The organism is Pseudomonas sp. GW821-FHT03A09 (assembly GCF_059421065.1).
Genome location: NZ_JBWKUX010000007.1, coordinates 13,942 through 40,765, shown reverse-complemented (window position 1 = coordinate 40,765; position 26,824 = coordinate 13,942). Strand labels below are relative to the sequence as shown.

Genomic DNA, 26,824 nt, shown 5'->3' with positions numbered 1-26,824 from the left:
CCTTACTGGACAGTTTCCGGGCGCACATGACGCGCGGCAAACATCAGGGCTCCGGACAAGAAACATGGCAATGCACCGAACCACAGCGCGGCGGTTTGCCAGTCACTGCCGGCGGACAACACCTGGGTCGCGCCAAAGCCTGCGACCACGGCACCAATCGGCCCCATGGCATGGATGATCGCGCCACCTGTCGCGCGGATGCTGGTGGGGAAACTTTCACTGATGAAAAACAGCGCCGCCGAGTACGGCCCGATCAGGAAGAACAGGCCCAGGCTGTACAGCCCGACCACCATCGGCATGCTGCTCGGGCCAAATAGCATCCCGGCAAACGACAACCCACCGAGCATCCAGCCCAGGCCGATCACGTTGCGGCGGCCGATCTTGTCGCCCATCCAGCCGTGACTGAGGTAACCGCAGTAACCCACCAGGTTGGACAGCACCAGGATGATCAGCGAGTTTTCGAACGAGATGTGGTGCACGCTGACGATCACCGAAGTACCGAGCACGCTGAACACCTGGATTGCCGCCCAGTTGAGCAACAGCGCCGCACCGATCACCAAGGTGGCGCGACGGGCCGGGCCACGGAACGCGGCTTTGAGACCGGCCTTGCTGTGTTCGTCGTAGTCCACGCCGTAGGTCACGGCGACGTTTTGTGCTTCTTTCACCGCGCCGTTTTTTCGCAGTTCGCTGATGCGTTGGTGGATTTGGAACTGCGGGCTTTCCTTGAGCTTGCGCGCCATGATCGCGATCACGATGGCCGGGATCGCGGCGAAAATGAAGCAGCCCTGCCAGCCGATGATCGGCAGCAACAACGCGGTCAGCCCGGCGGCGATCAACGCACCGACCGGCCAACCGCCCTGCACCAGGCTGTAGATGAAGCCACGACGCTTGGTCAGACGCGGATCTTGCGAAGCGCCATACAGCTCGCTCAAATACGTGGCGTTGACGGTTTCCTCGGCATAACCCAGACCACCCAACGAACGGATCAGGATCAGTGGCGACTTACCCCACGCCCCACCAATCGCCGTCAGCGCCGAACACAACGCGGAACCTGCGACGGTAAAGATAATGCCTTTGCGCCTCCCCAACTTATCGACCACGGGCCCAATGGCAAAGGCGACCACCGCCGTGCCCACCGCCACCCATGTCGCGATCTCGGCTTGCTCCACTTCACCCCAGCCAAAATGCCGGCCGATCTCCGGCAGCAACGTGCCGAACAGAATGAAGTCATACACCGCAAACACCCAGGCGAAAAACGCGATCCAGGTGGCGAAGCGCACTTCCTGGGACGTCAGTTGCCGGGGTTTCCAGCCAGTCAGGTCAAGCTTGTTGTAAATGGACATGGGGCGCGCCTCGGGGATTAAGGAGTCAGGTACGGGGTTGGCGGCGAATGAAGTCATCGGCGATTTCATCGAACGTGACGAAGCGCACGCCGGCATGGCTCTGGATGTGTTCGATCAGACGTTCAAGCATCAGCAACACTTGCGGGCGACCGGACACGTCGGGGTGGATGGTCATGGTGAACACCGCATGCTCGTGCTCGCGATAGACCCAATCGAACTGATCGCGCCACATCTCCTCCAGGTGACGCGGGTTGACGAAGCCGTGGCTGTTAGGGGCTTTCTTGATGAACATCATCGGCGGCAGGTCATCGAGGTACCAGTTGGCCGGGATCTCCACCAGGTCGGTTTCTTCACCGCGCACCAGGGGTTTCATCCAGGTGTCGGGGTGCTGGCTGTAGTCGATCTTGGTCCAGCTGTCGCCCTTGCGTACGTAGTAGGGGTGAAAGTCGTTGTGCATCAGGCTGTGGTCGTACTTGATGCCTTTTTTCAGCAGCAGTTCGTTGGTGACCTTGCTGAACTCCCACCAGGGTGCGACGTAGCCAGTGGGGCGTTTGCCGGTGACCTGGGTGATCAGTTCGATGGACTTGTCGAGCACGATTTCTTCCTGCTCGGCGGTCATCGCGATGGGATTTTCATGGCTGTAGCCGTGCACGCCGATTTCATGGCCGGCGTCGGCCACCGCCTTCATCTGCTCGGGGAAGGTTTCCATCGAGTGGCCGGGGATAAACCAGGTGGTACGCAAGCCGTAGCGCTCGAACAACTTGAGCAGGCGTGGCGCACCGACTTCACCCGCAAACAGGCCGCGAGAAATATCGTCCGGCGAGTCTTCTCCGCCGTAGGAACCGAGCCAGCCGGCGACGGCGTCAACGTCGACGCCAAATGCACAAAGGATGTCTTTAGCCATGGTGTGTCTCCTTAAACGTTAAGTACGGATTCGACGGACAACGCCGCGCGCAACACGCGAGCGTCCTCCCCCGTCGGGGCGCTGAGCAGCAGCCCGGTGGGCAGCCCCAGGGCGTCGCGCCCGCTGGGCAGGGTCACGCCCGGCATATCCAGCAAACTGCCGGGCATGGTCAGGCGCAGGGTGGCGAGGTTGGTTTGGACAAACAGCTCGTCGTCGGCCTCCAGTGGTGCCAGGGCGGGGGCGACATGGGCAACGGTGGGCGTGATCAGGATCGCGCCATCGAGGTCGTCGATCAGTTGCTGTTGCAGGCGCCGACGCGCATCGAGCAAGTGAACCAGTTGGCTGGCGGGCAAGGTGCGTGCGGCTTCAAGTCGGCTGCGCACGCGGGGGTCGAGTTGTTCGGCATCGGCGCTGTCGAGCAACGTTTCATGCAGGGCGAACGCTTCGAATGAGCCGAGCCAGCCGTGGTGTTTGATTAGCTCCAGCGTGGCCTCAAACGTGGCGGACCGACGCACGGTGATCAACGCCCCGGCAGCGTTCAATTGATCCACCGCATGCAGCAGGTTGCTGCGTACGGCCGGCTCGATGCCTTCCAGTGCGCCTTGCTCCAGCACAAAGCACTGGCCTTTGAGGCTGCCGGGGATGTGCTGCTGGGTGCGGCCGTTGAGCAGATCGTCAATGGCCAGCGCATCGCGCACGCTACGGGTCAACGGGCCGAGGCTGTCAAGGGTGTGGGCCAGGGGAAATACACCGTCGCGGCTGTAGCGTCGGCTGCTGCTGCGGTAGCCCACCAGACCATTGAGGGCGGCGGGGATACGGATCGAGCCGGCGGTGTCGGTGCCCATGGCAATCGGCACAATCCCGGCGGCGACGGCCACCGCCGAACCGGAAGACGAACCGCCAGGAATACGTGGCTGATCGGTGCCATGGGGATTGCACGGCGTGCCGAAATGCGGGTTCAGGCCCAGGCCGGAGTACGCCAGTTCGCTGAGGTTGGTCTTGCCGACGCTGACCATCCCGGCGCGACTCAACAGGCCCACACTCGGCGCATCGAGCACAGCGGCCGGTGCACTGCGACGGTAGGCGGCGCCAGCGGTAGTGATGCTGCCGGCCACGTCGAACAAATCCTTCCAGGCCAGGGGCACACCATCGAACACACTCAACGGCTGGCCGGCGCGCCAACGAGCGGCGGAAGCTTCGGCCTCACGACGGGCACGTTCGGAGGTCAGGGAGATAAACACACTAGGGGCCATGTTCGCGTGGACCAGTGCCTGTTCGAGCACCTGTACCGGATCGCTGCAACCGCTGGCGAAAGCATCGGCCATTGAAGTGGCGTCTGACATGGTGACGACCTCTAAAAACGTACTTATTAATAAAATGTACGTTTTACAAAGGCAGATTTCATGCCAGTCTCAGTCGAGACCTTTTGTGCCAGACTCAGCTTAATTCCCATAACCACGGAATAGAGAGGCTGGGAGGCGACAAAAAATCCGATAAAGCTTCTTGGGCAATGCCGGATTGAAATAATGTATCTTTTACTAATAAGTACATTTTAGTGCAAAAAAGTAACAGGCCTGCCATCACGGCCCCAGAAAAGTGCCACCGTCGTAGCACAGAGTGACAGGCGCAACTTATGAGAGAATCCTCGGCCACCGCCCTACCTGACCAGAGAACGCGATGAAAGCAGTGTCCGCCTCGGCCTCCCGCTACGCGATGATTCACCAAGTGTTGCGTGACGCGATCACCAGCGGCACCGCCCGCCATGGGCTGGTTCTGCTGGAAGCGCCACTGGCCGAATTGTTCGGCACCAGTCGCGTGCCGGTGCGCAGGGCGCTGGACCTGCTACATGCCGAAGGCTTGATCTGCCGCTTCAATGGCCGTGGTTACCTGATCAATCCCGATGGTGTGGCGATGGAGCCGCTGCGCCTGCCCTTGAGCCATGCGCACCTGGGGCTCAATGGTGAGGTTGAGCTAGTGGATACACGGCCGTTGGGAGAGCGCATTGTCGAAGAGATCGGTGCGGCGCTGTCCACGTGCATCGCCTTCGGCCATTACCGCCTGGATGAACAAGCCGCCGCTGACCATTACGGCGTCAGCCGTGCCGTGGTGCGGGAAGCATTGATGCGCCTGCGCGACCGCGGCTTGGTGGAAAAGGAGCCCTACTCTCAATGGCTCGCAGGGCCTCTGACCGCACGTGAAGTCACCGAAGACTACGAACTGCGCGCCTGCCTGGAGCCCGAGGCCCTGCGCCAGAGCGCGCCGAACCTCGACCGCGAGCAGCTTGAAGCGATGCTACAGCGCGTGCTGGACGCCCAGGACAGCCCCCAGTGCAGCCTGGAAGCCATCGAGCAGATCGAAGAGGACTTGCATCAGCACTGCCTGGCCGGCTTGCAAAACCGCAAGATCGCCGCGCTGATCCGCCAAGGCCAGAGCCCCATGATCATCAGCCGAATTTTTTACCGATTGCTGGGGATCGGTGCCGATCCGGCGATGCTGGCCGAACATCGACTGATTCTAGAATTGTTGCTGCATGGGGCGTTTGATGCGGCGGCGTTGAATCTGCGCGAGCATTTGCAGCGGGCCAGGCAGAGGATGTTGCAGCGCCTCAAAGTGCTGTCGGTGCTACCTGAACAACCCCTGCCCAGCTACCTGCACAAAATCAGCTGACTAAACACCATTCAACCTGTGGGAGCGGCGCGCTGAAAAAATCATGCAATTTGTTGCGAACTGCCCCTGCCCATTGAAACCACCCCAACCCCGCCCCATCTAACCTGCATACTTCCTGATGCAGGTGCCCCATGAGCGACCAGCAAGCATTCCCTGATTACGACATCAACGACTACGCCGACCCCGAAAACGCTGAACACGAAGCGTCATCCAACACCGGCCTGGCCCTGCCTGGGCAAAACCTGCCGGACAAGGTCTACATCATCCCGATCCACAACCGCCCGTTCTTTCCGGCGCAAGTGTTGCCGGTGATCGTCAATGAAGAGCCGTGGGCCGAGACCCTGGAGCTGGTGAGCAAATCCGACCACCACTCCCTTGCCCTGTTTTTCATGGACACGCCGCCCGAAGACCCACGCCATTTCGATACTTCCAGCCTGCCGCTGTACGGCACCCTGGTGAAGGTGCACCACGCCAGCCGCGAGAACGGCAAGCTGCAGTTCGTCGCCCAGGGCCTGACCCGCGTGCGCATCAAGACCTGGCTCAAGCACCACCGCCCACCGTACCTGGTGGAAGTTGAATACCCGCATCAGCCCAGCGATCCGACCGACGAGGTCAAGGCGTATGGCATGGCGTTGATCAATGCGATCAAGGAGCTGCTACCGCTCAACCCGCTGTACAGCGAAGAACTGAAGAACTACCTCAACCGCTTCAGCCCCAACGATCCATCGCCGCTGACCGACTTCGCCGCCGCGCTGACCTCGGCCACCGGAAATGAGTTGCAGGAGGTGCTGGACTGCGTGCCCATGCTCAAGCGCATGGAAAAAGTGCTGCCGATGTTGCGTAAAGAAGTGGAAGTCGCGCGCCTGCAAAAAGAACTCTCTGCCGAAGTGAACCGCAAGATCGGCGAACATCAGCGTGAGTTCTTCCTGAAAGAGCAGCTCAAGGTCATCCAGCAGGAGCTGGGGCTGACCAAGGATGATCGCAGCGCGGACGTCGAGCAGTTCGAGCAGCGTCTGGTCGGCAAGGTGTTGCCGGCCCAGGCCCAGAAACGCATCAGCGAAGAAATGAACAAGCTGTCGATCCTGGAAACCGGCTCGCCGGAGTACGCCGTCACGCGCAACTACCTGGACTGGGCGACGGCCGTGCCGTGGGGTGTGTACGGCGAGGACAAACTCGACCTGAAACACGCCCGCAAGGTGCTGGATAAGCACCATGCCGGCTTGGATGACATCAAGAGCCGCATCCTCGAGTTCCTCGCGGTGGGCGCCTATAAAGGTGAAGTCGCCGGCTCCATCGTGTTGCTGGTCGGCCCGCCGGGCGTGGGCAAGACCAGCGTGGGTAAATCCATCGCCGAGTCCCTCGGTCGGCCGTTCTATCGCTTCAGCGTTGGCGGTATGCGCGACGAGGCCGAGATCAAGGGCCACCGCCGCACCTACATCGGCGCCCTGCCCGGCAAGCTGGTGCAGGCGCTCAAGGATGTGGAAGTGATGAACCCAGTGATCATGCTCGACGAGATCGACAAGATGGGCCAAAGCTTCCAGGGCGATCCGGCTTCGGCCCTCCTGGAAACCCTCGACCCTGAGCAGAATGTCGAATTCCTCGATCATTACCTGGACCTGCGCCTGGACCTGTCCAAAGTGCTGTTCGTCTGCACCGCCAACACCTTGGACTCGATCCCCGGCCCGTTGCTGGACCGGATGGAAGTGATTCGCCTGTCGGGCTATATCACCGAAGAAAAAGTCGCCATCGCCAAGCGCCACCTGTGGCCCAAGCAGTTGGAAAAAGCCGGCGTGGCGAAAACCAGCCTGACCATCAGCGACGGCGCGCTGCGCGCCTTGATCGACGGTTATGCGCGGGAGGCCGGGGTGCGCCAGCTGGAGAAACAGCTGGGCAAACTGGTGCGCAAAGCGGTAGTCAAACTGCTGGATGAGCCGGACTCGGTGATCAAGATCGGCAACAAGGACCTGGAAAGCTCCCTGGGCATGCCGGTGTTCCGTAACGAGCAAGTGCTGTCCGGCACCGGCGTGATCACCGGGCTGGCCTGGACCAGCATGGGCGGCGCGACCTTGCCAATCGAGGCGACGCGCATTCACACGCTCAACCGCGGCTTCAAGCTCACCGGGCAGTTGGGTGAAGTGATGAAGGAGTCTGCCGAGATTGCGTACAGCTACATCAGTTCGAACCTGAAGTCGTTTGGCGGTGATCCGAAGTTCTTCGACGAAGCCTTCGTGCACTTGCACGTACCGGAAGGTGCCACACCGAAAGACGGCCCAAGTGCCGGGGTGACCATGGCCAGTGCATTGCTGTCCCTGGCGCGTAACCAGCCGCCGAAAAAAGGCGTGGCGATGACGGGCGAGTTGACGTTGACCGGGCATGTGCTGCCGATTGGCGGGGTTCGCGAGAAGGTGATTGCGGCGCGGCGCCAGAAGATCCATGAGCTGATCTTGCCGGAACCCAACCGTGGCAGCTTTGAAGAACTGCCGGAGTACCTCAAGGAAGGCATGACCGTGCACTTTGCCAAGCGCTTTGCGGATGTGGCCAAAGTGCTCTTCTGATAGTCATGTAGTGCCTGGCCTGGCCTCATCGCGGGCAAGCCCGGCTCCCACATTTGAATGTGTTCACCTATCAAAATGTGGGAGCGGGCTTGCCCGCGATGGCGTCAGCCGCCATAACGCAGCCCCCTCCTGTCACACCTTGTCTCATCTTCGGTTATGCTCGCCGTTCGTCGTATATGAACGGAGCCTCCATGACCGCTGCCCGCCTGCTTCTCCCCTTGAGCCTTGCCCTGCTGGCCGCGTGTGCCAGTGCGCCGAAGCAAAACGTCACCGTGGACAATCAGGGCGCCTGCCCGCTCCAGCTTAAATCCGGGCAAAACCTGATTCTTACCCTGCCCAGCAACCCCACCACCGGCTACCGCTGGGCCATCCAGGATTCCGCTGGCGGTGTATTGCGTGCGTTGAGCCCTGAGGTCTATAGCAGCACTGAGTCCGGCGTGATCGGCGGCGGTGGCCAGTCCACCTGGCGCTTCCAGGCCTTTGCTGCAGGCCAGGGCCGTTTGCGCCTGACCTCCCAGCGACCTTGGGAACCGGAAGCCGACCCCACTGAAACCTTCGACTGCGCCATTACGGTGAACTGATATGCCATGGTTGATTCTTGCGTTGATGGGCGCCGGTACCTTTATCTACGGTCTGACCACCCATGCCACCTTGCTGTGCCTGCTGGTCAAACCCCTGCCGGTACTCGCGTTGCTGGGCTGGCTGCATGATGCGCCGCCCACCTACTATCGACGCTGGATCAGCCTGGGGCTGATTTTTTCCCTGGTGGGCGATGTGTTGCTCGCTTGGCCGGGTGACCTGTTTATCTTTGGGCTCGGCGCATTTCTGTTCGCGCACCTGGCGTATCTGAAAGCCTATTTCAGCGACTGTCGCCGCTTGGCGCTGTTGCCGCTGGTATTGGCGCTCGGCGTGGGGGCTGTGCTGTTGAGCGTGCTGATTTCCCACGGCCTGGGGGATTTGCTGATACCGGTGGTGGTTTACGCAACCGTGATCACCGCCATGCTCTGGCGTGCGCTGGCGCGCCTGGGCAGCGACGTGCCGAAACGCTCGGCACTGCTGGCGGCTGCGGGTGCGGTGTCATTTGTGTTTTCCGACACGTTGATTGGTATCAACCGGTTCGTCGTGTCGTTTGAGGCGGCGCCGTATCTATTGATCGTCACGTACTGGCTAGGCCAGTGGGGCATCACCGCCTCGGCTTTCCATCAGACAACCCGCGCACACGAGGGCCAAGTTGGCTAAAATGCCGGCCTTTCCCCTATCGTCGCCGGAACAACCGTGAGCAAAGAACCCGATCGCCTATTCGCCCAGCCCCTGCCCCAGGTGCCGGACTTCGCCTTTAACGAGGACGTGGTGCGGGTGTTCCCGGACATGATCAAGCGCTCGGTGCCGGGCTACCCGACCATCGTCGAAAACCTCGGTGTGCTCGCGGCACAGTTTGCCCAACCCAATAGCGTGCTGTATGACCTGGGCGCGTCCCTTGGCGCCGTGACCCAAGCCCTGCGCCGGCATGTGCGCACCGACGGCTGCCGGGTAATCGCAGTGGATAACTCGGCCGCGATGGTTGAGCGTTGCCGCGAATACCTCAACGGCCAGGACTCGATGTTCCAGGAGTTGCTGCCGGTTGAAGTGATCGAGGGCGATATCCTCGCTCTGCAGTTTCAACCGGCCTCGGTGGTGGCACTGAACTTCACCCTGCAATTTATCGCCCCCGCCGAACGCCTGGCCCTGCTCTCGCGCATCCACCAATCGCTGCTGCCGGGCGGTGCGCTGATCCTCTCGGAAAAGCTGCGCTTCAATGACCCTGAAGAACATGCATTGCTCACCGACCTGCACATCGCGTTCAAACGCTCCAACGGCTACAGCGAACTGGAAATTGCCCAGAAGCGCAGCGCCATCGAAAACGTCATGAAGCCCGACAGCCTCGAAGAACACCGCGAACGCCTGCTGGCCGCCGGGTTCTCGAAAGTCGTGCCGTGGTTCCAGTGTCTTAACTTTGCCTCGTTGATTGCCTTGCCATGATTGATCTGTCTCCCCTCGCCCGCCATCTGGTCGGCACTCCTTTGGCTGTGTGGGCCCAGGGCCTGCAAGCGCAACTCGATAACAAGATGGAGAAGGGTCATGGCGACCTGGAGCGCTGGCAGAGTGCGTTGGACGCGCTGCCGCAGATCCAGCCCAGCGAAGTCGATTTGCTGAATGGACTGACGCTCGACACCGAATGTGACGATGAAACCCGTGCACAAATGCGCACCGCATTGATGGGCCTGAGCCCATGGCGCAAAGGGCCATTCCATCTGTTCGGCGTGCATGTGGACACCGAATGGCGCTCGGACTGGAAATGGTCCCGCGTCGCACCGCATTTGAATCTGAAGGGCAAGCGCATCCTCGATGTCGGCTGCGGCAACGGTTACTACATGTGGCGCATGCTCGGCGCCGGAGCCGACAGTGTGATTGGCGTGGACCCCAACTGGCTGTTCTTCTGCCAGTTCCAGGCGGTGCAGCGCTACCTGTCAGAACCCAAGGCGTGGCACCTGCCCTTCCCGTTTGAAGACCTGCCGGCCAACCTGGAAGGCTTCGACACGGTGTTTTCCATGGGCGTGTTCTACCACCGTCGTTCGCCCATCGAGCATTTGCTGACGCTGAAGGACACCTTGGTCAAGGGCGGCGAACTGGTCTTGGAAACATTGGTGGTGGAAGGCGACCAGCAGCAAGTGCTGGTGCCGGAAGACCGCTATGCGCAGATGCGCAACGTATGGTTCCTGCCATCGGTGCCGGCGTTGATGCTGTGGCTACGCCGCGCCGGCTTCAGTGATGTGCGCTGCGTGGATGTGAGCGTGACCACGGTCGAGGAACAGCGTGGGACCGAGTGGATGAAGTATCAGTCGTTGAGTGACTTTCTCGACCCCGATGATCACAGCAAGACCATCGAAGGCCTGCCGGCGCCGATGCGGGCAGTGATCATCGCTCGCAAATAACCGTGCGGGTTCACTGAATAAATAGAGATCAAAACTGTGGGAGCTGGCTTGCCTGCGATAGCGGTGGGTCAGTGACCGATCAGTTGACTGGCACACCGCTATCGCAGGCAAGCCAGCTCCCACATTTGATATCCAGTGTTATTTAGAGCGGCGGCTTGGCTCGTCTGGCCTTGAAGAACTCGCTCAGCACTGTCCCGCACTCCTCGGCCAGCACGCCCCCTTCAAATAGCACCTTGTGGTTGAGAAAACCCTGGGTAAAAAACTGCCCCTGGCTTTGCACAATCCCGGCCTTGGGCTCCAGCGCACCGTATACCACCCGCGCAATACGCGAATGCACGATCAGCCCGGCGCACATGCTGCATGGCTCCAACGTCACATACAACGTGCTGCCCACCAGGCGGTAATTGCTGATGGCTTGCGCGGCCGCACGGATGGCGACCATTTCGGCATGGGCACTGGGGTCGTTGCCGCTGATGGGGCAGTTGAAGCCACGGCCGATAATTTCGCCGTCTTGCACCAGCACCGCACCGACAGGCACTTCACCCAATGCAGCGCCTTGTGCGGCGAGGGCCAGGGCTTCGCGCATGAAATCCTGGTCGCGACTGCGATCGATGATCGCGGTGGGGCGAATCTGGCGCATCACGCCACCTCGATGGCGGCCATCAGGCCGGTTTCCATGTGGTCGATGACGTGGCAGTGGAACATCCACACCCCAGGGTTATCTGCCACCAATGCCACGCGGGCGCGCTCGTTCTTGCCCAGCAGGTAGGTGTCGGTGAAGTACGGAATCACCTTGTGACGGTTCGAGGCAATCACCTTGAAGCTCATGCCATGCAGGTGAATCGGGTGTTGGTACTGGGTCATGTTCTTCAATTCGAAAATGTAGCTTTTGCCCTTCTCAAGCTTGGCAATCGGGCGGTCGGCGCAGGTCTTGTCGGTGATGTCCCAGGCCTTGCCGTTGATCTGCCACAGGCTCGGTGGTTTCCCGTCATCCACGGACACCGTGCCGACCCACTCGAAATTGAAGTTGAGTTTCTCGGCATTGGCCAGGTCGGGCTCGGCAATCGGGTTGGCGGGCAATGCCGGTGGCCATTCAGTCGGTGCGTCTGTGTTAGCCACCGAACGGAAGGTGCCCAGGCGCACAGGGCCGTTGCGGATCGACAGTTCTTCACCGGCAGGCGGCGCCTTGATCGCCAGGCAGATGCGCATGCCCGGGCCCAGCCAGTATTCCTTGCCCAGTGGGCGCGGCTCGATGGGGTTGCCGTCCAATGCGTAGATCTGCGCTTCGACGTCAGGAATATTGAGGCGATAGGTCAGGGTGTTGTCGAGGTTGAGCAGGCGCACACGGGTGATCTGCCCGGCCGGTAAATCGATCACGGCCTGTGACACACCATTGATGGTCGACAAGCGCCCGGCAGTACCACCACGAGCTGCTTCCCGGGGCACGCTGAAGGCAACAAAAGCGCCCTCTTCATCCACATGCCAGCTTTTCAGGCTGAGGGTGCGTTCGTGCTTGAAACCGGTCGGCTCGCGCTCTTCGATGATCAGCGGACCGACCAGGCCGCGGCCAAGCTCCTCGCTGCTGTTCACGTGGGGGTGGTACCAGTAGCTGCCGGCATCGGGCACGCGGAATTTGTAGTCGAAGTATTCACCGGGCAATACCGGCAGTTGGGAGACGTAGGGCACGCCGTCCATTTCCAATGGTAAGCGGATGCCATGCCAATGAATGGTAGTGGCGACCGGCAGGTGGTTGATAAAGCGCACCCGCAGCCATTCACCCTGGCGCACCCGCAACTCGGTGCCCGGCGCCGAGGGGCCGAACGCCCAGGCTTGAGTCTTGTACCCCGGCACCAGTTCCACGTCCAACGGCGCGGCGATCAACTCGTAATCGTGCCCCGCCTCGGCGTCGGCGACTTTCCCCAGCCAGTAGCGATAGGCGCCACCGGCACCGACGCCCACTACGGCCAGGCCTGCAAGGCCACCCAGGATTTGTCGACGGGAAAAGGATCGGGACACAACAACCTCACGTATCTGCCGCAGGCCAGGGGCCCGCAAAGGGCAGATACGATACACCTGACCTGGCTAAACAGTAAGGCTTCGCATTGCCGCATGACAGAAACACTGATGAAAGCACTGGAGATCCAAATGTGGGAGCTGGCTTGCCTGCGATAGCGGTGGGTCAGTTGATACTGCGCTGACTGCCCCCCACCATCGCGGGCAAGCCAGCTCCCACAAGGGTACTGCTGTGTTATCTCAGGCCTTGGCGGCAGCCAGGATCAGGGCCTTCATCTCGGCAACCGCACCTTTGAAACCGACGAACAGCGCATGGGCCACCAGCGCATGGCCGATGTTCAGCTCGTTGATGCCCTTGATCGCGGCCACGGCTTCAACGTTGTGGTAATGCAGGCCATGGCCGGCGTTGACGATCAGACCTTCCTTTAGACCGCAGCTCACACCCTCAATAATGCGTTGCAGTTCGTCAGCCACTTCGGTGGGCGTGGTGGCATCGGCGTAACGGCCGGTGTGCAACTCGATAGCCGGTGCGCCAACACGGCGCGAAGCTTCGATCTGACGCTCATCGGCATCGATAAACAGCGACACTTCGCTACCAATCTTCGACAGCCGCTCCACCGCAGCCTTGATCCGCGCTTCCTGGCCGGCCACATCGAGGCCGCCTTCGGTGGTCAGTTCCTGGCGGGTTTCCGGTACCAGGCAGATGTGCGCCGGACGAATGCGCTCGGCGAACTGCATCATTTCCTCGGTGACACCCATTTCGAAGTTCATGCGGGTTTGCAGCACATCCTTGAGCACCAGCACGTCGCGCTCCTGGATGTGGCGGCGGTCTTCGCGCAAGTGCACGGTGATGCCGTCGGCGCCCGCTTCTTCGGCGTCCAGTGCAGCCTTGACCGGATCAGGGTAACGGGTGCCCCGGGCCTGGCGCAGGGTGGCGACGTGGTCGATGTTGACGCCAAGAAGAATGCGATTGCTGGTGGTCACGGAAGCGCTCCTGAAAAGGGAAAGAAACGCCGCACAGCATACACGGGGTTGTCAGGGCTTTCGAAACAACTCGCGACTGACCAGTGGTCGTCCGCCCAGATGCACGGCCAGGGCCTGGCGCATCAGGCGCTTGGCGGCGGACAAAGCACCGGGGGCGCTCCAGTCGGCTTCGCTCATGGCCAACAACTCGGTGCCCTGAAACAGGCCGGGTTGCAGCAGGTACACACGCTCAAGGCCAGCATCCACTTGCAGGCGGTACATGCCGTCGGCGGCGATCGGCTCGCCGTGCAGGTCATTGGTCAGTTCGAAGCCGTAGCCGAGGTCGTCGAGCAGGCGCCACTCGAAGGCGCGCAGCAAAGGCTCCAATGGACGGCCTTCGGCCAGGGCGAGCAAGGTCGCGGCGTAGTGATCGAAGACCGCCGGGTGCGGGTCTTCGGCGGGCAGCAGGCGGATCAGCAGTTCATTGAGGTAAAGGCCGCTGAACAGCGCTTCGCCATTGAGCCAGGCAGAGGTGCCGACGCTTTCCATGCGACCGACGTTTTTCAGCTCGCCCTTGCCACGGAACTCCACGTCCAACGCCACGAACGGCCGCGCCAACGTCCCCGCCTTGCCCCGTGCGCTGCGCAATACTGCACGCAGGCGACCTTGGGGCGTGAGGAAATCCACCAGGGCGCTGGTCTCGCGGTAGGCGCGGCTGTGCAGGACGTAGGCGGGTTGGCTAGGGGGGTTGGACATGGGTTCTCGATATTGAAAACAACATAAACCTAATGTGGGAGGGGGCTTGCCCCCGATTGCAGTGTGTCAGTCACTTATTTGTCAACTGACCCACCGCTATCGGGGGCAGGCCCCCTCCCACATTTGTCCTGCGGTGTGCTCAGGGCTTGTTACAGGTCGCCGTAGCCCAGGGAGCGCAGTGCACGCTCATCATCGGACCAGCCGCCCTTCACCTTCACCCACAGGTTGAGCATGATCTTGGAGTCGAACAGCAACTCCATGTCCTTGCGCGCTTCGGTGCCGATGCGCTTGATGCGCTCGCCCTTGTCGCCAATGATGATTTTCTTCTGGCCGTCACGTTCGACGAGGATCAGCGCATGAATATGCAGGGTCTTGCCCTGCTGCTTGAACTCTTCGATTTCCACGGTGATCTGGTACGGCAGCTCGGCGCCCATCTGGCGCATGATTTTCTCGCGCACCAGTTCAGCGGCCAGGAAGCGGCTGCTGCGGTCGGTGATCTGGTCTTCCGGGAAGAAGTGCTCGTTCTCCGGCAGGTGCTCGGCGATCACACGCTCCAGGGCATCGAGGTTGTGGCCATGCTGGGCCGAAATCGGAATGATCTGGGCGTTCGGCAGTTGTTCCTGCAACCAGCTCAGGTGTGGCATCAGCTCGGCTTTATCTTCGATGCGATCAGTCTTGTTCAGCGCGACGATCAACGGGCCGGTGACGTACTGCACACGTTCAAGAACCATCTGGTCTTCGTCGGTCCACTTGGTGCGGTCGACCACGAAGATCACCACGTCGACGTCTTTCAACGCTGCCGAAGCGGTCTTGTTCATGTAGCGGTTGAGGGCTTTTTCACCGCCTTTGTGCATGCCCGGGGTGTCGACATAGACCGCTTGCACGTTGCCTTCAGTCTTGATGCCCAGCATGTTGTGACGGGTGGTCTGCGGCTTGCGCGAAGTGATCGCGAGCTTTTGGCCCAGGATGTGGTTCAGCAACGTGGACTTGCCCACGTTCGGGCGGCCGACGATGGCAACATAGCCACAGCGTGTTGCAGTTGAATCAGTCATGGCCATTCTCCACGCCCAGGGCAATCAGTGCTGCTGCGGCCGCTACCTGTTCGGCAATACGACGGCTCACACCCTGACCTCGGCTTTTTTCATTCAGTAAGGTGATTTCACATTCCACGAAGAATACGCGGCAATGGGGCTCACCCTGGATATCCACCACTTCGTAACGTGGCAGTTCGCAACCTCGGGATTGCAGGTATTCCTGCAGACGGGTCTTGGGATCTTTGTTGGTGTCGACCAGCGTGAGGCTTTCGATCTCGGAGGTCAGCCAGGCCGTGACCCGTTCCTTGGCCGCTTCCATCCCGGCATCGAGGTAGATCGCACCGATCAACGCCTCAAGGGCATCGGCCAGGATCGACTCGCGGCGGAAACCGCCACTTTTCAATTCACCGGAACCCAGGCGCAGGTACTCGCCCAGGCCGAAACCACGGGCCAGCACGGCCAGGGTCTCGCCCTTCACCAGGCGTGCACGCAGGCGCGACAGCTGGCCTTCACGGGCTTGCGGGAAACGCTCGAACAGCGCCTCACCGGCAACGAAATTGAGGATGGCATCACCGAGGAATTCCAGGCGCTCGTTATTACGCCCTGCAAAGCTGCGGTGTGTGAGGGCAAGGACCATCAATTCCTGGTCCTTGAAGGTGTAGCCGAGCTGGCGCTCGAGACGACTTAGAGAAACGGTCACGGTTTATCCATATCTAGTTGGTGGCACCGGCGGCCATCGACGATTGACGCAGTGTTCAAATTCAAATCCTGATTGGTGCTGCATGAGGTCGGGCCAAAGATTGTCCCCACCCCAGAAAAGCATTCGGCGCTGTGTGAACAGCGCCGCCTGTATTACTTGATCAGCCCGACCCGCGAGAAGTTCGGCAGGTGGCTGAGCTTGGGTTCCGGCCAACTCATCCAGACCGCGAAGGCCTTGCCGACAATGTTCTCGTCGGGAACCATGCCCAACAGGTCCTTGGGAATGTTGGGGTCATCCCAGTAGCGGCTGTCGTTGGAGTTGTCCCGGTTGTCGCCCATCATGAAATAGTGCCCGGCAGGCACTTTCCACTCGCCATCAGGCATTGCACGGTAGCGGCTCATTTCCTTGCGGATTTCGTGCTCTACCGTACCGAGTTTTTCCTGGTACAGCTCGGCGCTGCCCAAGGTGTTCGGCTCGGTACCGATCAACTTCTCGGCCACCGACTCACCGTTGACGAACAGACGCTTGTCGCTGGTGTAGCGAATCACGTCGCCCGGCAGGCCCACTACACGCTTGATGTAGTTGACGTTCGGGTCGCTTGGGTAGCGGAACACCATCACATCGCCGCGCTGCGGGTCACCCACCTGGATGACTTTCTTGTCGATCACCGGCAGGCGAATTCCGTAGGAAAACTTGTTCACCAGGATGAAGTCGCCCACGTCCAAGGTAGGCTTCATCGACCCCGATGGGATCTGAAACGGCTCCACCAGGAACGAACGCAACACCAGCACGATGAACAACACCGGGAAGAACGATTTGCCGTATTCAACCAGCAAAGGTTCTTTGTTCAGCTTCTCGACCACCACCGCATCGGGCTGGCTGACGCTGCCCTGATAGGAGGCAATAGCCGCCCGCCGACGCGGGGCGAAGAACACCAGATCGAGCAACGCCAGGAGACCGCAAACGGCAACGGCGATGACCAGCAACAGCGGGAAATTTAGTGACATAGGACCTAACTATCCAACCTGAGCACCGCAAGGAAGGCTTCTTGTGGAACTTCCACATTACCTACTTGCTTCATGCGTTTTTTACCGGCCTTTTGCTTCTCAAGCAGCTTGCGCTTACGGCTTACGTCACCGCCGTAGCATTTGGCCAGTACGTTCTTTCTGAGAGCCTTGACGGAGGTCCGTGCAATGATCTGACCGCCGATGGCGGCCTGGATCGCGACGTCGAACATCTGGCGCGGAATCAGTTCTTTCATCTTCTCGGTCAACTGGCGACCTTTGTAGTGCGCGTTGTCCTTGTGCACGATCAACGCCAGTGCATCTACCTTGTCGCCGTTGATCAGCACATCCAGTTTCACCAGATTAGCCGATTGGTAACGATCGAAATGGTAATCCAGCGAAGCATAGCCGCGACTGGTGGATTTGAGACGGTCGAAGAAGTCCAGTACCACTTCGTTCATCGGCATGTCGTAGGTCACTTGCACCTGGGTACCGAGGAACAGCATGTCGCGCTGGACGCCACGTTTCTCGATGCACAGGGTGATGACGTTGCCCAAGTGCTCCTGCGGAACCAGGATATTGGCCCGCACGATTGGCTCGCGCATGTCTTCGATCGCCGACAGATCCGGGAGCTTGGACGGGTTGTCGACGTAAATCGTTTCACCGGTTTTCAGCAACAGCTCAAAAATAACCGTGGGTGCGGTGGTGATCAGGTCCAGGTCGTACTCGCGCTCGAGGCGCTCCTGGATGATTTCCATGTGCAGCATGCCCAGGAAGCCGCAACGGAAGCCGAAGCCCAGGGCGTCGGAGCTTTCCGGGGTGTACTGCAACGAAGAGTCGTTGAGGGTCAGCTTTTGCAGGGCCTCGCGGAAATCTTCGAAGTCATCGGAGCTGACCGGGAACAGGCCGGCATACACCTGCGGCTGAATGCGCTTGAAGCCCGGCAGTACGTCGACATCCGGCGTGCTGCTCAAGGTCAGGGTGTCACCGACCGGCGCACCATGGATGTCCTTGATACCGGCGATGATGAAGCCTACTTCACCGGCTTTCAGATCAACGGTCGCGGTGTGCTTGGGGTTGAATACACCGACGCTGTCCACCAGGTGGATCTTGCCGGTGGATTTGACCAGGATCTTGTCGCCCTTCTTCACGCGGCCGTGGCGCACGCGGACCAGGGAGACAACGCCCAGGTAGTTGTCGAACCAGGAGTCGATGATCAACGCTTGCAGCGGATCTTCGATGTTACCGGTCGGGGCGGGAATGGTGTGTACCAGGCGCTCGAGCACCTCGTCGACACCCAGGCCGGTCTTGGCGCTGCAGGTGACGGCGTCGGTGGCATCGATGCCGATGATCTTCTCGATCTCTTCCTTGACGCGCTCAGGCTCGGCCTGGGGCAAGTCGATCTTGTTCAGCACGGGCATGACTTCCAGGCCCTGCTCGATCGCGGTGTAGCAGTTGGCAACCGACTGCGCTTCAACGCCTTGTCCTGCGTCAACCACCAGCAAGGCACCTTCACAGGCCGCCAGGGAACGGCTGACTTCGTAGGTGAAGTCGACGTGGCCCGGGGTGTCAATGAAGTTCAACTGGTAGGTGATACCGTCTTTGGCCTTGTAGTACAGAGTAACGCTGTGGGCCTTGATGGTGATCCCGCGCTCGCGTTCGAGGTCCATGGAGTCCAGGACCTGGGCTTCCATTTCACGCTCGGCAAGGCCACCGCACATCTGGATGAATCGATCGGCCAGCGTCGACTTGCCATGGTCAATGTGGGCGATGATGGAGAAATTGCGGATATGACTCAAATCACTCACGGATCAACACTCAAAAAGGCTGCAGGCAGATTGCCCGCTGAAAAATAGCCGGGAATTGTACCTGATGCCCGGGCCGGACGTCATCTTTGCTGACCAGAACAAAAATGCCCCGATCTCTCGAACGGGGCATTTTTTGTTCATAAGCGCGGTATCAACCGGCTCGACGCAGCAGCCAGAACCCGGCCACGGCGCAGATCGTCGTCGGCACCAGCACCGCAAACAGCGGTGAGAAGCCGAACACCAGGCTCGATGGGCCCAGCAGATCCTGGGCAATCCGGAAGGTGAAGCCCACCAGCACGCCGGTAAATACGCGCTGACCAAGGGTCACGGAACGCAGCGGACCGAAGATGAACGAGATAGCCATCAGCACCAGCGCGGCGGTCACCACCGGTTGCAGCACCTTGACCCAGAACGCCAGCCAGTAGCGGCCGTTATTCAGGCCCTGGTCCTTGAGGTAGTGGATATAGCTCCACAGACCGGAGATTGGCAGGGCTTCCGGGATCATCACTACGGTGTTGAGCAGTTCAGGCTTCAGGGCGATGTCCCAGGCCTCGGTCGGCTTATTGATCACTTCGGTATAGGCCTTGGTGCCCTGCCCAACATTGCGGAAATAAGTGGTGGTCACATCACTCAATTCCCACTTCTCGGCGCTGTACTGGGCGCGCTTGGCAAAGCTGGAGGTCAGCATGTGCCGCTCTTTATCGAAGGTATAGCGCGTCACACCGATCAACAGGCCGTCCGGCTGCACGGCGTTGATGTGGATGAACTCATCACCCTGGCGGTGCCACAGGCCATGCTTGGCGCTTTGCGCGTCGCCCGACCCCTGGGCCAGGGCGCGATTGGCCTGGGCCGTGGCTTCGGCCGGTGGCGCCACGTATTCGCCGATCAACACGCTGCAGGCCATCAGCAGGAGCATGGGCTTCATCACCGCCCAGACAATACGACCGATGGACACACCGGCGGCGCGCATGATGGTCAGCTCGCTGCTGCTGGCCAGGCTGCCCAGGCCGATCAGGCAACCGATCAGCGCGGCCATCGGCATCATGTCGTAGAGACGGCGAGGTGCTGTCAGAGCCACATAGCTCAACACATCCGTGACCGTATAGGTTTCGGTGACGTTGCCTACTTCATCAATAAAGGCAAACAACGAGGCCAGGCCAAGGATGATGCCCAATACCGCCAGGATGGCGATCAGTACGCTGCTACCGATGTAGCGATCAAGCTTAGCCACGGGCCAACTCCTTCAGGCCACGACGGCTCTTCATTTTCAAACGGATAGGTTCCCAGTAGAGCAGCCCCAGGCCGATCGCCAGGAAGATCCCGTGCACCCACCACAGGCCGAGGACCGGCGACAACTTGCCCTTCTCCAGGGAACCGCGGGCGGAAATCAGGATGGTCAAGTAGGCCATGTACAGCAGGATCGCCGGCAATAGCTTGAGGAAGCGGCCCTGGCGCGGGTTGACCCGGGACAGCGGCACGGCCATCAACGTCACGATGAACACCAGCAACGGCAGGGAAATCCGCCATTGCAACTCGGCGATGGAACGCAGTTCCTGGCTGCCCCACAGCGCCGACGTTGGCAAGGCATCGCGGTCGGTCACTTCCTCACTGATTTCAGGCTTGGCCAGCATCACACCATAAGTGTCGTACTTGATCGCCCGATATTCCGCGAGGCCAGGGCTGCCGTCATAACGATAGCCATTCTCCAGGATCAGGTAGCGGCTGCCATCGGGGCGGACTTCCTGGCGTCCGCTGTCGGCCACCAAAATCGAAATACCACGGTCTTTCTGGTTTTCACCGAGGTTTTTCTGGGAAATGAACACACCACCGAGATTGGAGCGGTCATCGGTCATGGTTTCGGTGTAGGTCACCCGCGTGCCGTCGTTGAGCGCCTGGAATCGCCCGGGCTCCAGGGTGTCAAACTCGGTCATTGCATCCTGTTTGTTCAGCAACAGCTGGAACTGCATGGCCCCCTGGGGCGCCAGGCTCATGCTCAACCACGCCACCACCAGGGCAACGCCTGCGGCGGGCACCATGGTCATCGCCAACAGGCGCTGCTGGCTCATGCCGGTGGCCGAGAGCACGGTCATTTCACTTTCGAGGTACAACCGGCCATAGGCCAGCAGAATGCCCAGAAACAGGCCAAGCGGCAGGATCAGCTGCAGGAAGCCCGGCAGGCGGAAGCCCATGATCAGGAACAACGAGCCAGGGTCCAAAGCCCCCGAAGCGGCCTGGGCCAGGAATTTGACGAAACGACCACTCATGGTGATGACCAGCAATACCGCACTCACGGCACTCAGGGTCAACAGGACTTCGCGGGACAGATAACGGAAGACAATCAAACCAGACACTCCAGGGTTGTCAGGCTAAGGCGGCCAAACAAGCAAGCATAACGAGTCGATCCGTTTGCACGGGCCGGCTAAAAAGATGGCGCATTATCCTGTGATTGACCGCGCCTGTCACGGAGCTTACTCATGCGCGTGCACAAAGCGCGTGGCAAGGGTTGTCAGGTTCCGTCGGCGAGGTTCAAACTGCGGCCTTTGCCGCTGGCGGTTTACAAAGCCGCCAGGCTTTAAAGCCTGTGTACAAACCTCAGGCTCACAGACCTTGATAAGGGACCCGAAAATGGAATTGGTTGTAAAAAGCGTTAGCCCCGAAACGTTGAAAACCGCCACCCTCGTGGTCGCTGTCGGCGAAGGCCGCAAACTCGGCGTCGCCGCCAAGCAACTGGACGAATTGAGCGGTGGCGCCATCAGCGCCGTGCTCAAGCGCGGCGACCTGGCCGGCAAGGTCGGCCAGAGCCTGTTGCTGCAAAGCCTGCCCAACCTCAAGGCCGAGCGCGTCTTGCTGGTCGGCGTAGGTAAGGATGCCGAGCTGGGCGACCGCCCATTCCGCAAGATCGTGAGTGGCATCCTCACCACCCTCAAGGGCCTGGGCGGCAGCGACGCGGCACTGGCCCTCGATGAAATCGTCGTCAAAGGTCGTGACAGTTACGGCAAGACCCGCCTGCTGGCCGAAACCCTGGTCGACGGCGGCTACATTTTCGACCAGTTCAAGAGCCAGAAAGCCGAACCCCGCGCCCTGAAGAAAATCACCCTGCTGACCATCAAGGCCGCCCAGGCTGAAGTCGAGCGCGCCGTGTCCCACGCCCAGGCCATCGCCAATGGCATGTCGTTCACCCGCGACCTGGGCAACCTGCCGCCAAACATCTGCCACCCGACTTTCCTCGGCGAGCAGGCCAAGGCACTGGGCAAAGAGTTCAAGAGCCTGAAAGTCGAAGTGCTCGACGAGAAGAAGATCAAGGAACTGGGCATGGGCTCGTTCTATGCCGTGGGCCAAGGCAGCGACCAGCCACCACGCCTGATCGTGATGCAATACAACGGCGGCAAGAAGTCCGAGAAACCTTACGCCCTGGTGGGTAAAGGCATCACCTTCGACACCGGTGGCATCAGCCTCAAGCCGGGCGCCGGCATGGATGAGATGAAGTACGACATGGGCGGTGCCGCCAGCGTATTCGGCACCCTGCGTGCCGTGCTGGAACTCAAGCTGCCGATCAACCTGGTGTGCATCCTGGCCTGCGCCGAGAACATGCCAAGCGGCGGCGCGTCCCGTCCGGGCGACATCGTCACCACCATGAGCGGCCAGACCGTCGAAATCCTCAACACCGACGCCGAAGGCCGCCTGGTGCTGTGCGATGCCCTCACCTACGCCGAGCGCTTCAAACCGCAAGCCGTGATCGACATCGCCACCCTGACCGGTGCCTGCATCGTCGCCCTGGGTTCCCACACCTCGGGCCTGCTGGGCAACAACGACGAACTGATCGAGCAACTGCTCAGCGCCGGCAAGGCCGCCGACGACCGCGCCTGGCAACTGCCGCTGTTCGATGAGTACCAGGAACAGTTGGACAGCCCGTTCGCCGACATCGCCAACATCGGCGGCCCGAAAGCCGGCACCATCACGGCGGCCTGCTTCCTGTCGCGCTTCGCCAAGAACTTCAACTGGGCGCACCTGGACATCGCCGGCACGGCCTGGACCAGCGGCGGCAAGGACAAGGGCGCCACTGGCCGTCCGGTTCCATTGCTGACCCAGTACCTGCTGGATCGCGCCAAGGCCTGAAACTGAAGATTCCGGGGCGACCTTTGCGTCGCCTCGGTCTCAGGAACCGCAATGACCCAAGTCGACTTCTATATATTGCCCAGCGCCGACCCGCTCGCGCGCCTGGACTTTGCCTGCAAACTCACCGAAAAAGCCTGGCGCATGGGCCACCGCATCTACCTGCATTGCAGCGATGCCACCCAGCGCGACGAACTGGACGCCCGCCTGTGGCGCTTCAAGGGCGAAAGCTTCGTGCCCCACGGCCCCGCCGAGTCGGAACCCGAAGGCCTGGTTGTCCTGGGTTTGGGCGACAGCTGCGGCGATCACCATGACCTACTGGTCAACCTGGACCTGAAAGTACCGCCCTTTGCCAAGGCATTTGCCCGCGTGGCGGAAGTGGTGGTGGAAGACCCGGCTATTCGTCAGGCCGCGCGGGAGAGTTTCCGTTTCTACCGTGAACAGGGCTATCCTCTGCAAGATCACCGGCTACAACGACTTTGAGTACACGATGGACACTCCCAACCCGCTGAAAAAAGACGACCACCTGCTGGATGACCTTGAGTCTATCCGCCAGTTGCTGGGTGATGATGACTTGCAACCGCCGCTGTTGACCGAGTCGGTCGATGGCGAGGTACAGATTCCGCTGTTGTTCGACATGGTCGGCGGCAAGCCCGCCGCGCCGGAGCCGGTTGCCGAGGTGCCTGCCGTCGAACCTGCCCCCGCTGAAAAAGGGCCAGATGCCCTGCTGCTGCACCTGGACAATGAACTACGCGCCGCTGCGCAACTGATCATGCAAGACGTGATCGACGACTTTGCCCCGCACATCGAAACCGAGATCAAGCGTCGGCTGGATGCGCGGATGGAGCGGTTGCTGAGCCAGTACCAGTCCTGACGCTTTCACACATTTCTGTGGGAGCTGGCTTGCCTGCGATAGCGGTGTAACAGTCACTGAAGATATCGACTGAGAAACCGCTATCGCAGGCAAGCCGGCTCCCACCTTGATTTTGCATCTGTCTTAAGCCTGTCTTCGCCTCGCCCTGCGCCTTATCCCCCGTTATACTTGCCGGCTTTCCTGAATTAATGCCAACTAGGGTCCCGCCGCGCATGGATAAGACCTACCAGCCGCACGCCATCGAAACTTCCTGGTACAACACCTGGGAATCCGAGAATTATTTCGCCCCGCAAGGCGCGGGCGATTCCTACACCATCATGATTCCGCCACCGAATGTCACTGGCAGCCTGCACATGGGCCATGGCTTCAACAATGCGATCATGGATGCGTTGATCCGTTTCCGCCGCATGCAGGGCCGCAACACCCTGTGGCAGCCGGGCACCGACCACGCCGGTATCGCCACCCAGATGCTGGTGGAACGCCAACTCGAAGCCACTGGCCAGAACCGCCATGACCTGGGCCGCGAGAAATTCCTGGAAAAAATCTGGGAATGGAAAGACCAGTCCGGCGGCAACATCAGCCGTCAGATCCGTCGTCTGGGCTCGTCCGTAGACTGGAGCCGCGAACGCTTCACCATGGACGACGGCCTGTCGGAATCGGTGAAAGAAGCTTTTGTACGCTTGCACGAAGACGGCCTGATCTACCGCGGCAAGCGCCTGGTCAATTGGGACACCAAGTTGCACACGGCAATTTCCGACCTCGAAGTGGAAAACCACGACGAAAAAGGCTTCCTGTGGAACCTCAAGTACCCACTGGCCGATGGCGCCAAGACCGCTGAAGGCAACGATTACCTGATCGTCGCCACCACCCGTCCGGAAACCATGCTTGGCGACGCCGCCGTCGCGGTTAACCCGAACGACGAGCGCTACCAGGCGCTGATCGGCAAATTCGTCGAACTGCCGCTGGTTGGCCGTCGTATCCCGATCATCGCGGACGACTACTGCGACCCTGAATTCGGCACCGGCTGCGTGAAAATCACCCCGGCCCACGATTTCAACGACTACGAAGTCGGCAAGCGCCACAACCTGCCGCTGCTGAACATCTTCGACAAAAACGCCGCCGTACTGCCGGCCTGCCAGGTGTTCAACCTGGACGGCACGCTGAACGAAAGCATCGACGGCAAGATCCCGGCCGAATACGTTGGCCTGGATCGTTTCGAAGCACGCAAGCAGATCGTGGCCGCCTTCGACGCTGCCGGCCTGCTGGTGAGCGTTGACGACCACGGCCTGAAAGTGCCGAAAGGCGACCGTTCCGGCACCGTGATCGAGCCGTGGCTGACCGACCAGTGGTACGTGTCCACCAAACCGTTGGCAGAACCTGCCATCGCGGCCGTTGAAGATGGCCGCATCCAGTTCGTGCCCAAGCAGTACGAAAACATGTACTTCTCGTGGATGCGCGACATCCAGGATTGGTGCATCAGCCGTCAGCTGTGGTGGGGCCACCGCATTCCGGCCTGGTACGACGAATCGGGCAAGGTCTATGTAGGCCGCGACGAAGCCGAAGTGCGTGCCAAGCACAACCTCGGTGCCGACGTTGCGCTGCAGCAGGACAACGACGTACTGGACACCTGGTTCAGCTCGGGCCTGTGGACTTTCTCCACACTGGGCTGGCCGCAGCAGACCGAATTCCTGAAGAAGTTCCACTCCACCGACGTGCTGGTCACCGGTTTCGACATCATTTTCTTCTGGGTTGCCCGGATGATCATGCTGACCATGCACTTGGTGAAGAACGAGGACGGCACGCCGCAGGTACCGTTCAAGACCGTGTACGTGCACGGCCTGGTGCGAGATGGCCAGGGCCAGAAGATGTCCAAGTCCAAGGGCAACGTCCTGGACCCGCTGGACATCATCGACGGCATCGACCTGGAAACCCTGGTGCAAAAGCGCACCTCGGGCCTGATGCAGCCGAAACTGGCGAAGAAGATCGAGAAGCAGACCCGCGACGAGTTCGCCGACGGCATCGCCAGCTACGGCACCGACGCCCTGCGCTTCACCTTCTGTTCGCTGGCGTCCACCGGTCGCGACATCAAGTTCGACATGGGCCGCGTCGAAGGCTATCGCAACTTCTGCAACAAAATCTGGAACGCGGCGCGCTACGTGCTGGATAAAGGCGAAGACTGCGGCCAGAACGGCGAAGCCTATGAGCTGTCGCTGGCGGATCGCTGGATCATCTCGCAGCTGCAACGCACCGAAACCGAAGTGACCCGCCAGCTCGACCAGTTCCGTTTCGACCTGGCGGCACAAGCCTTGTACGAGTTCATCTGGAACCAATACTGCGACTGGTACCTGGAACTGTCCAAGCCAGTGCTGTGGGACGAGAACGCGCCGATCGAACGTCAGCGTGGCACCCGTCGCACCCTGGTACGCGTGCTGGAAGTGGCCCTGCGCCTGGCGCATCCGTTCATGCCGTTCATCACCGAAGAAATCTGGCAGCGCCTCGCGCCGCTGGCCGGTATCGAAGGCAAGACCATCATGCTGCAACCTTGGCCAGTAGCCAACGAAGCACGCATCGATGAGGCGGCCGAAAGCGATATCGAATGGCTCAAGACCCTGATGCTCGGCACGCGCAACATCCGCGCCGAGATGAACATCGGCCCGGGCAAGCCATTGGCAGTGTTCGTGAAGAACGCCAGTGCCGAAGACCAGCGTCGTCTCGCCGAGAACGACGCACTGCTCAAGAAGCTGGCGAAGCTGGAGTCGATCACCGTATTGGCTGACGGCGCCGAAGCTCCGCTGTCCGCCACCGCACTGGTTGGCGACATGGAAGTGTTGGTGCCGATGGCCGGCTTGATCGACAAGGGCGCCGAACTGGCCCGCCTCGATAAGGAAATCGCACGCCTGCAAGGCGAAGTGCAGCGGGTGGGCGGTAAGCTGTCCAACGCGGCATTCGTCGACAAGGCACCGGCTGAAGTGATCGACAAAGAACGCGCCAAACTGGCCGAGGCTGAACAGGCCCTGGGCAAGCTGGCGGAGCAGCATGCGCGGATTTCCAGCCTGTAAGGTGGAACCTATGTAGATAAAGAGGCCTTCGGGCCTCTTTTTTTTGCCTGGAATTCCCC

Annotated in this window: 23 protein-coding genes; 10 read left to right on the top strand and 13 right to left on the bottom strand. The window is 60.6% G+C overall.

The features are described from left to right. Nucleotides 1–2: 2 nt before the first annotated feature. From AC07V4_RS14540 to AC07V4_RS14530, 3 genes are read right to left on the bottom strand one after another with little or no spacing between them, the layout of a single operon-like run. Complete coding sequence (locus tag AC07V4_RS14540) at nt 3–1,343, bottom strand: MFS transporter (protein WP_492637162.1); 1,341 nt, start codon at nt 1,341–1,343, stop codon at nt 3–5. Nucleotides 1,344–1,368: 25 nt separating this feature from the next. Continuing rightward, entirely contained in the window at nt 1,369–2,247 is an 879-nt protein-coding gene (locus tag AC07V4_RS14535) for a polysaccharide deacetylase family protein (RefSeq protein WP_010212857.1), read from the bottom strand. 11 nt (nt 2,248–2,258) lie between these two features. Continuing rightward, complete coding sequence (locus AC07V4_RS14530; protein WP_492637163.1) at nt 2,259–3,590, bottom strand: amidase; 1,332 nt, start codon at nt 3,588–3,590, stop codon at nt 2,259–2,261. 334 nt (nt 3,591–3,924) lie between these two features. Between AC07V4_RS14530 and AC07V4_RS14525 the strand changes: the two genes are divergently transcribed. The 6 genes from AC07V4_RS14525 (at nt 3,925) to cmoB (ending at nt 10,441) form a co-directional block, all read left to right on the top strand. Next, complete coding sequence (locus AC07V4_RS14525; RefSeq protein WP_492637164.1) at nt 3,925–4,914, top strand: GntR family transcriptional regulator; 990 nt, start codon at nt 3,925–3,927, stop codon at nt 4,912–4,914. A gap of 131 nt (nt 4,915–5,045) precedes the next feature. Further along, on the top strand, nt 5,046–7,469 hold the full coding sequence (lon, locus tag AC07V4_RS14520; protein ID WP_492637165.1) for an endopeptidase La: 2,424 nt from the start codon (nt 5,046–5,048) through the stop codon (nt 7,467–7,469). A gap of 191 nt (nt 7,470–7,660) precedes the next feature. Continuing rightward, complete coding sequence (locus tag AC07V4_RS14515; protein ID WP_492637166.1) at nt 7,661–8,050, top strand: protease inhibitor I42 family protein; 390 nt, start codon at nt 7,661–7,663, stop codon at nt 8,048–8,050. Nucleotide 8,051: 1 nt separating this feature from the next. Then, entirely contained in the window at nt 8,052–8,708 is a 657-nt protein-coding gene (locus AC07V4_RS14510) for a lysoplasmalogenase (protein ID WP_492637167.1), read from the top strand. Nucleotides 8,709–8,744: 36 nt separating this feature from the next. After that, nucleotides 8,745–9,488: a carboxy-S-adenosyl-L-methionine synthase CmoA gene (gene cmoA, locus AC07V4_RS14505; RefSeq protein ID WP_492637168.1), complete on the top strand. Its 744-nt coding sequence runs from the start codon at nt 8,745–8,747 to the stop codon at nt 9,486–9,488. Then, nucleotides 9,485–10,441, top strand: coding sequence for a tRNA 5-methoxyuridine(34)/uridine 5-oxyacetic acid(34) synthase CmoB (gene cmoB / locus AC07V4_RS14500; RefSeq protein WP_492637169.1), 957 nt, complete (start codon nt 9,485–9,487; stop codon nt 10,439–10,441). Before cmoA ends, cmoB begins: the two co-directional genes overlap by 4 nt. A 142-nt stretch (nt 10,442–10,583) precedes the next feature. Here cmoB and tadA read toward each other — a convergent pair whose 3' ends face one another. From tadA to lptF, 10 genes are all read right to left on the bottom strand, one after another. Next, the gene (gene tadA, locus AC07V4_RS14495; protein ID WP_492637170.1) at nt 10,584–11,081 is read right to left on the bottom strand and encodes a tRNA adenosine(34) deaminase TadA; all 498 of its coding nucleotides are present in this window, start codon (nt 11,079–11,081) and stop codon (nt 10,584–10,586) included. Further along, complete coding sequence (locus AC07V4_RS14490) at nt 11,081–12,457, bottom strand: multicopper oxidase family protein (protein ID WP_431751164.1); 1,377 nt, start codon at nt 12,455–12,457, stop codon at nt 11,081–11,083. Before AC07V4_RS14490 ends, tadA begins: the two co-directional genes overlap by 1 nt. 237 nt (nt 12,458–12,694) lie before the next feature. Beyond that, nucleotides 12,695–13,438 carry a pyridoxine 5'-phosphate synthase gene (pdxJ, locus tag AC07V4_RS14485; protein ID WP_492637171.1) on the bottom strand — a complete coding sequence of 248 codons (744 nt, stop codon included), beginning with the start codon at nt 13,436–13,438 and terminating at the stop codon, nt 12,695–12,697. A gap of 51 nt (nt 13,439–13,489) precedes the next feature. Beyond that, complete coding sequence (recO, locus tag AC07V4_RS14480; RefSeq protein WP_492637172.1) at nt 13,490–14,173, bottom strand: DNA repair protein RecO; 684 nt, start codon at nt 14,171–14,173, stop codon at nt 13,490–13,492. A 149-nt stretch (nt 14,174–14,322) separates the two neighbouring features. After that, complete coding sequence (gene era, locus AC07V4_RS14475; protein WP_016978271.1) at nt 14,323–15,225, bottom strand: GTPase Era; 903 nt, start codon at nt 15,223–15,225, stop codon at nt 14,323–14,325. Further along, a complete protein-coding gene (gene rnc, locus AC07V4_RS14470) occupies nt 15,218–15,907 on the bottom strand; it encodes a ribonuclease III (protein ID WP_431751828.1) in 690 nt (229 codons plus the stop codon). Before rnc ends, era begins: the two co-directional genes overlap by 8 nt. 152 nt (nt 15,908–16,059) lie before the next feature. Further along, nucleotides 16,060–16,914 (bottom strand): signal peptidase I, encoded by an 855-nt coding sequence (gene lepB, locus AC07V4_RS14465; protein ID WP_431751829.1) that lies wholly within the window; start codon nt 16,912–16,914, stop codon nt 16,060–16,062. Nucleotides 16,915–16,919: 5 nt separating this feature from the next. Next, on the bottom strand, nt 16,920–18,719 hold the full coding sequence (gene lepA, locus AC07V4_RS14460) for a translation elongation factor 4 (RefSeq protein ID WP_034096053.1): 1,800 nt from the start codon (nt 18,717–18,719) through the stop codon (nt 16,920–16,922). Between the two features lie 151 nt (nt 18,720–18,870). Then, nucleotides 18,871–19,950 (bottom strand): LPS export ABC transporter permease LptG, encoded by a 1,080-nt coding sequence (lptG, locus tag AC07V4_RS14455; protein ID WP_431751831.1) that lies wholly within the window; start codon nt 19,948–19,950, stop codon nt 18,871–18,873. Further along, nucleotides 19,943–21,061 carry an LPS export ABC transporter permease LptF gene (gene lptF, locus AC07V4_RS14450; RefSeq protein ID WP_492637173.1) on the bottom strand — a complete coding sequence of 373 codons (1,119 nt, stop codon included), beginning with the start codon at nt 21,059–21,061 and terminating at the stop codon, nt 19,943–19,945. The genes lptG and lptF overlap by 8 nt, the downstream gene beginning before the upstream one ends. 283 nt (nt 21,062–21,344) lie before the next feature. On the opposite strand from lptF, the gene AC07V4_RS14445 reads away from it, so the two are divergent. From AC07V4_RS14445 to AC07V4_RS14430, 4 genes are all read left to right on the top strand, one after another. Beyond that, complete coding sequence (locus AC07V4_RS14445; protein ID WP_431751833.1) at nt 21,345–22,835, top strand: leucyl aminopeptidase; 1,491 nt, start codon at nt 21,345–21,347, stop codon at nt 22,833–22,835. Nucleotides 22,836–22,886: 51 nt separating this feature from the next. Further along, nucleotides 22,887–23,315 (top strand): DNA polymerase III subunit chi, encoded by a 429-nt coding sequence (locus AC07V4_RS14440; protein WP_049709834.1) that lies wholly within the window; start codon nt 22,887–22,889, stop codon nt 23,313–23,315. 7 nt (nt 23,316–23,322) lie between these two features. Beyond that, nucleotides 23,323–23,706 carry a DNA polymerase III subunit chi gene (locus AC07V4_RS14435; RefSeq protein WP_492637174.1) on the top strand — a complete coding sequence of 128 codons (384 nt, stop codon included), beginning with the start codon at nt 23,323–23,325 and terminating at the stop codon, nt 23,704–23,706. A gap of 212 nt (nt 23,707–23,918) precedes the next feature. Further along, on the top strand, nt 23,919–26,765 hold the full coding sequence (locus AC07V4_RS14430; RefSeq protein WP_492637175.1) for a valine--tRNA ligase: 2,847 nt from the start codon (nt 23,919–23,921) through the stop codon (nt 26,763–26,765). Nucleotides 26,766–26,824 lie beyond the last annotated feature (59 nt).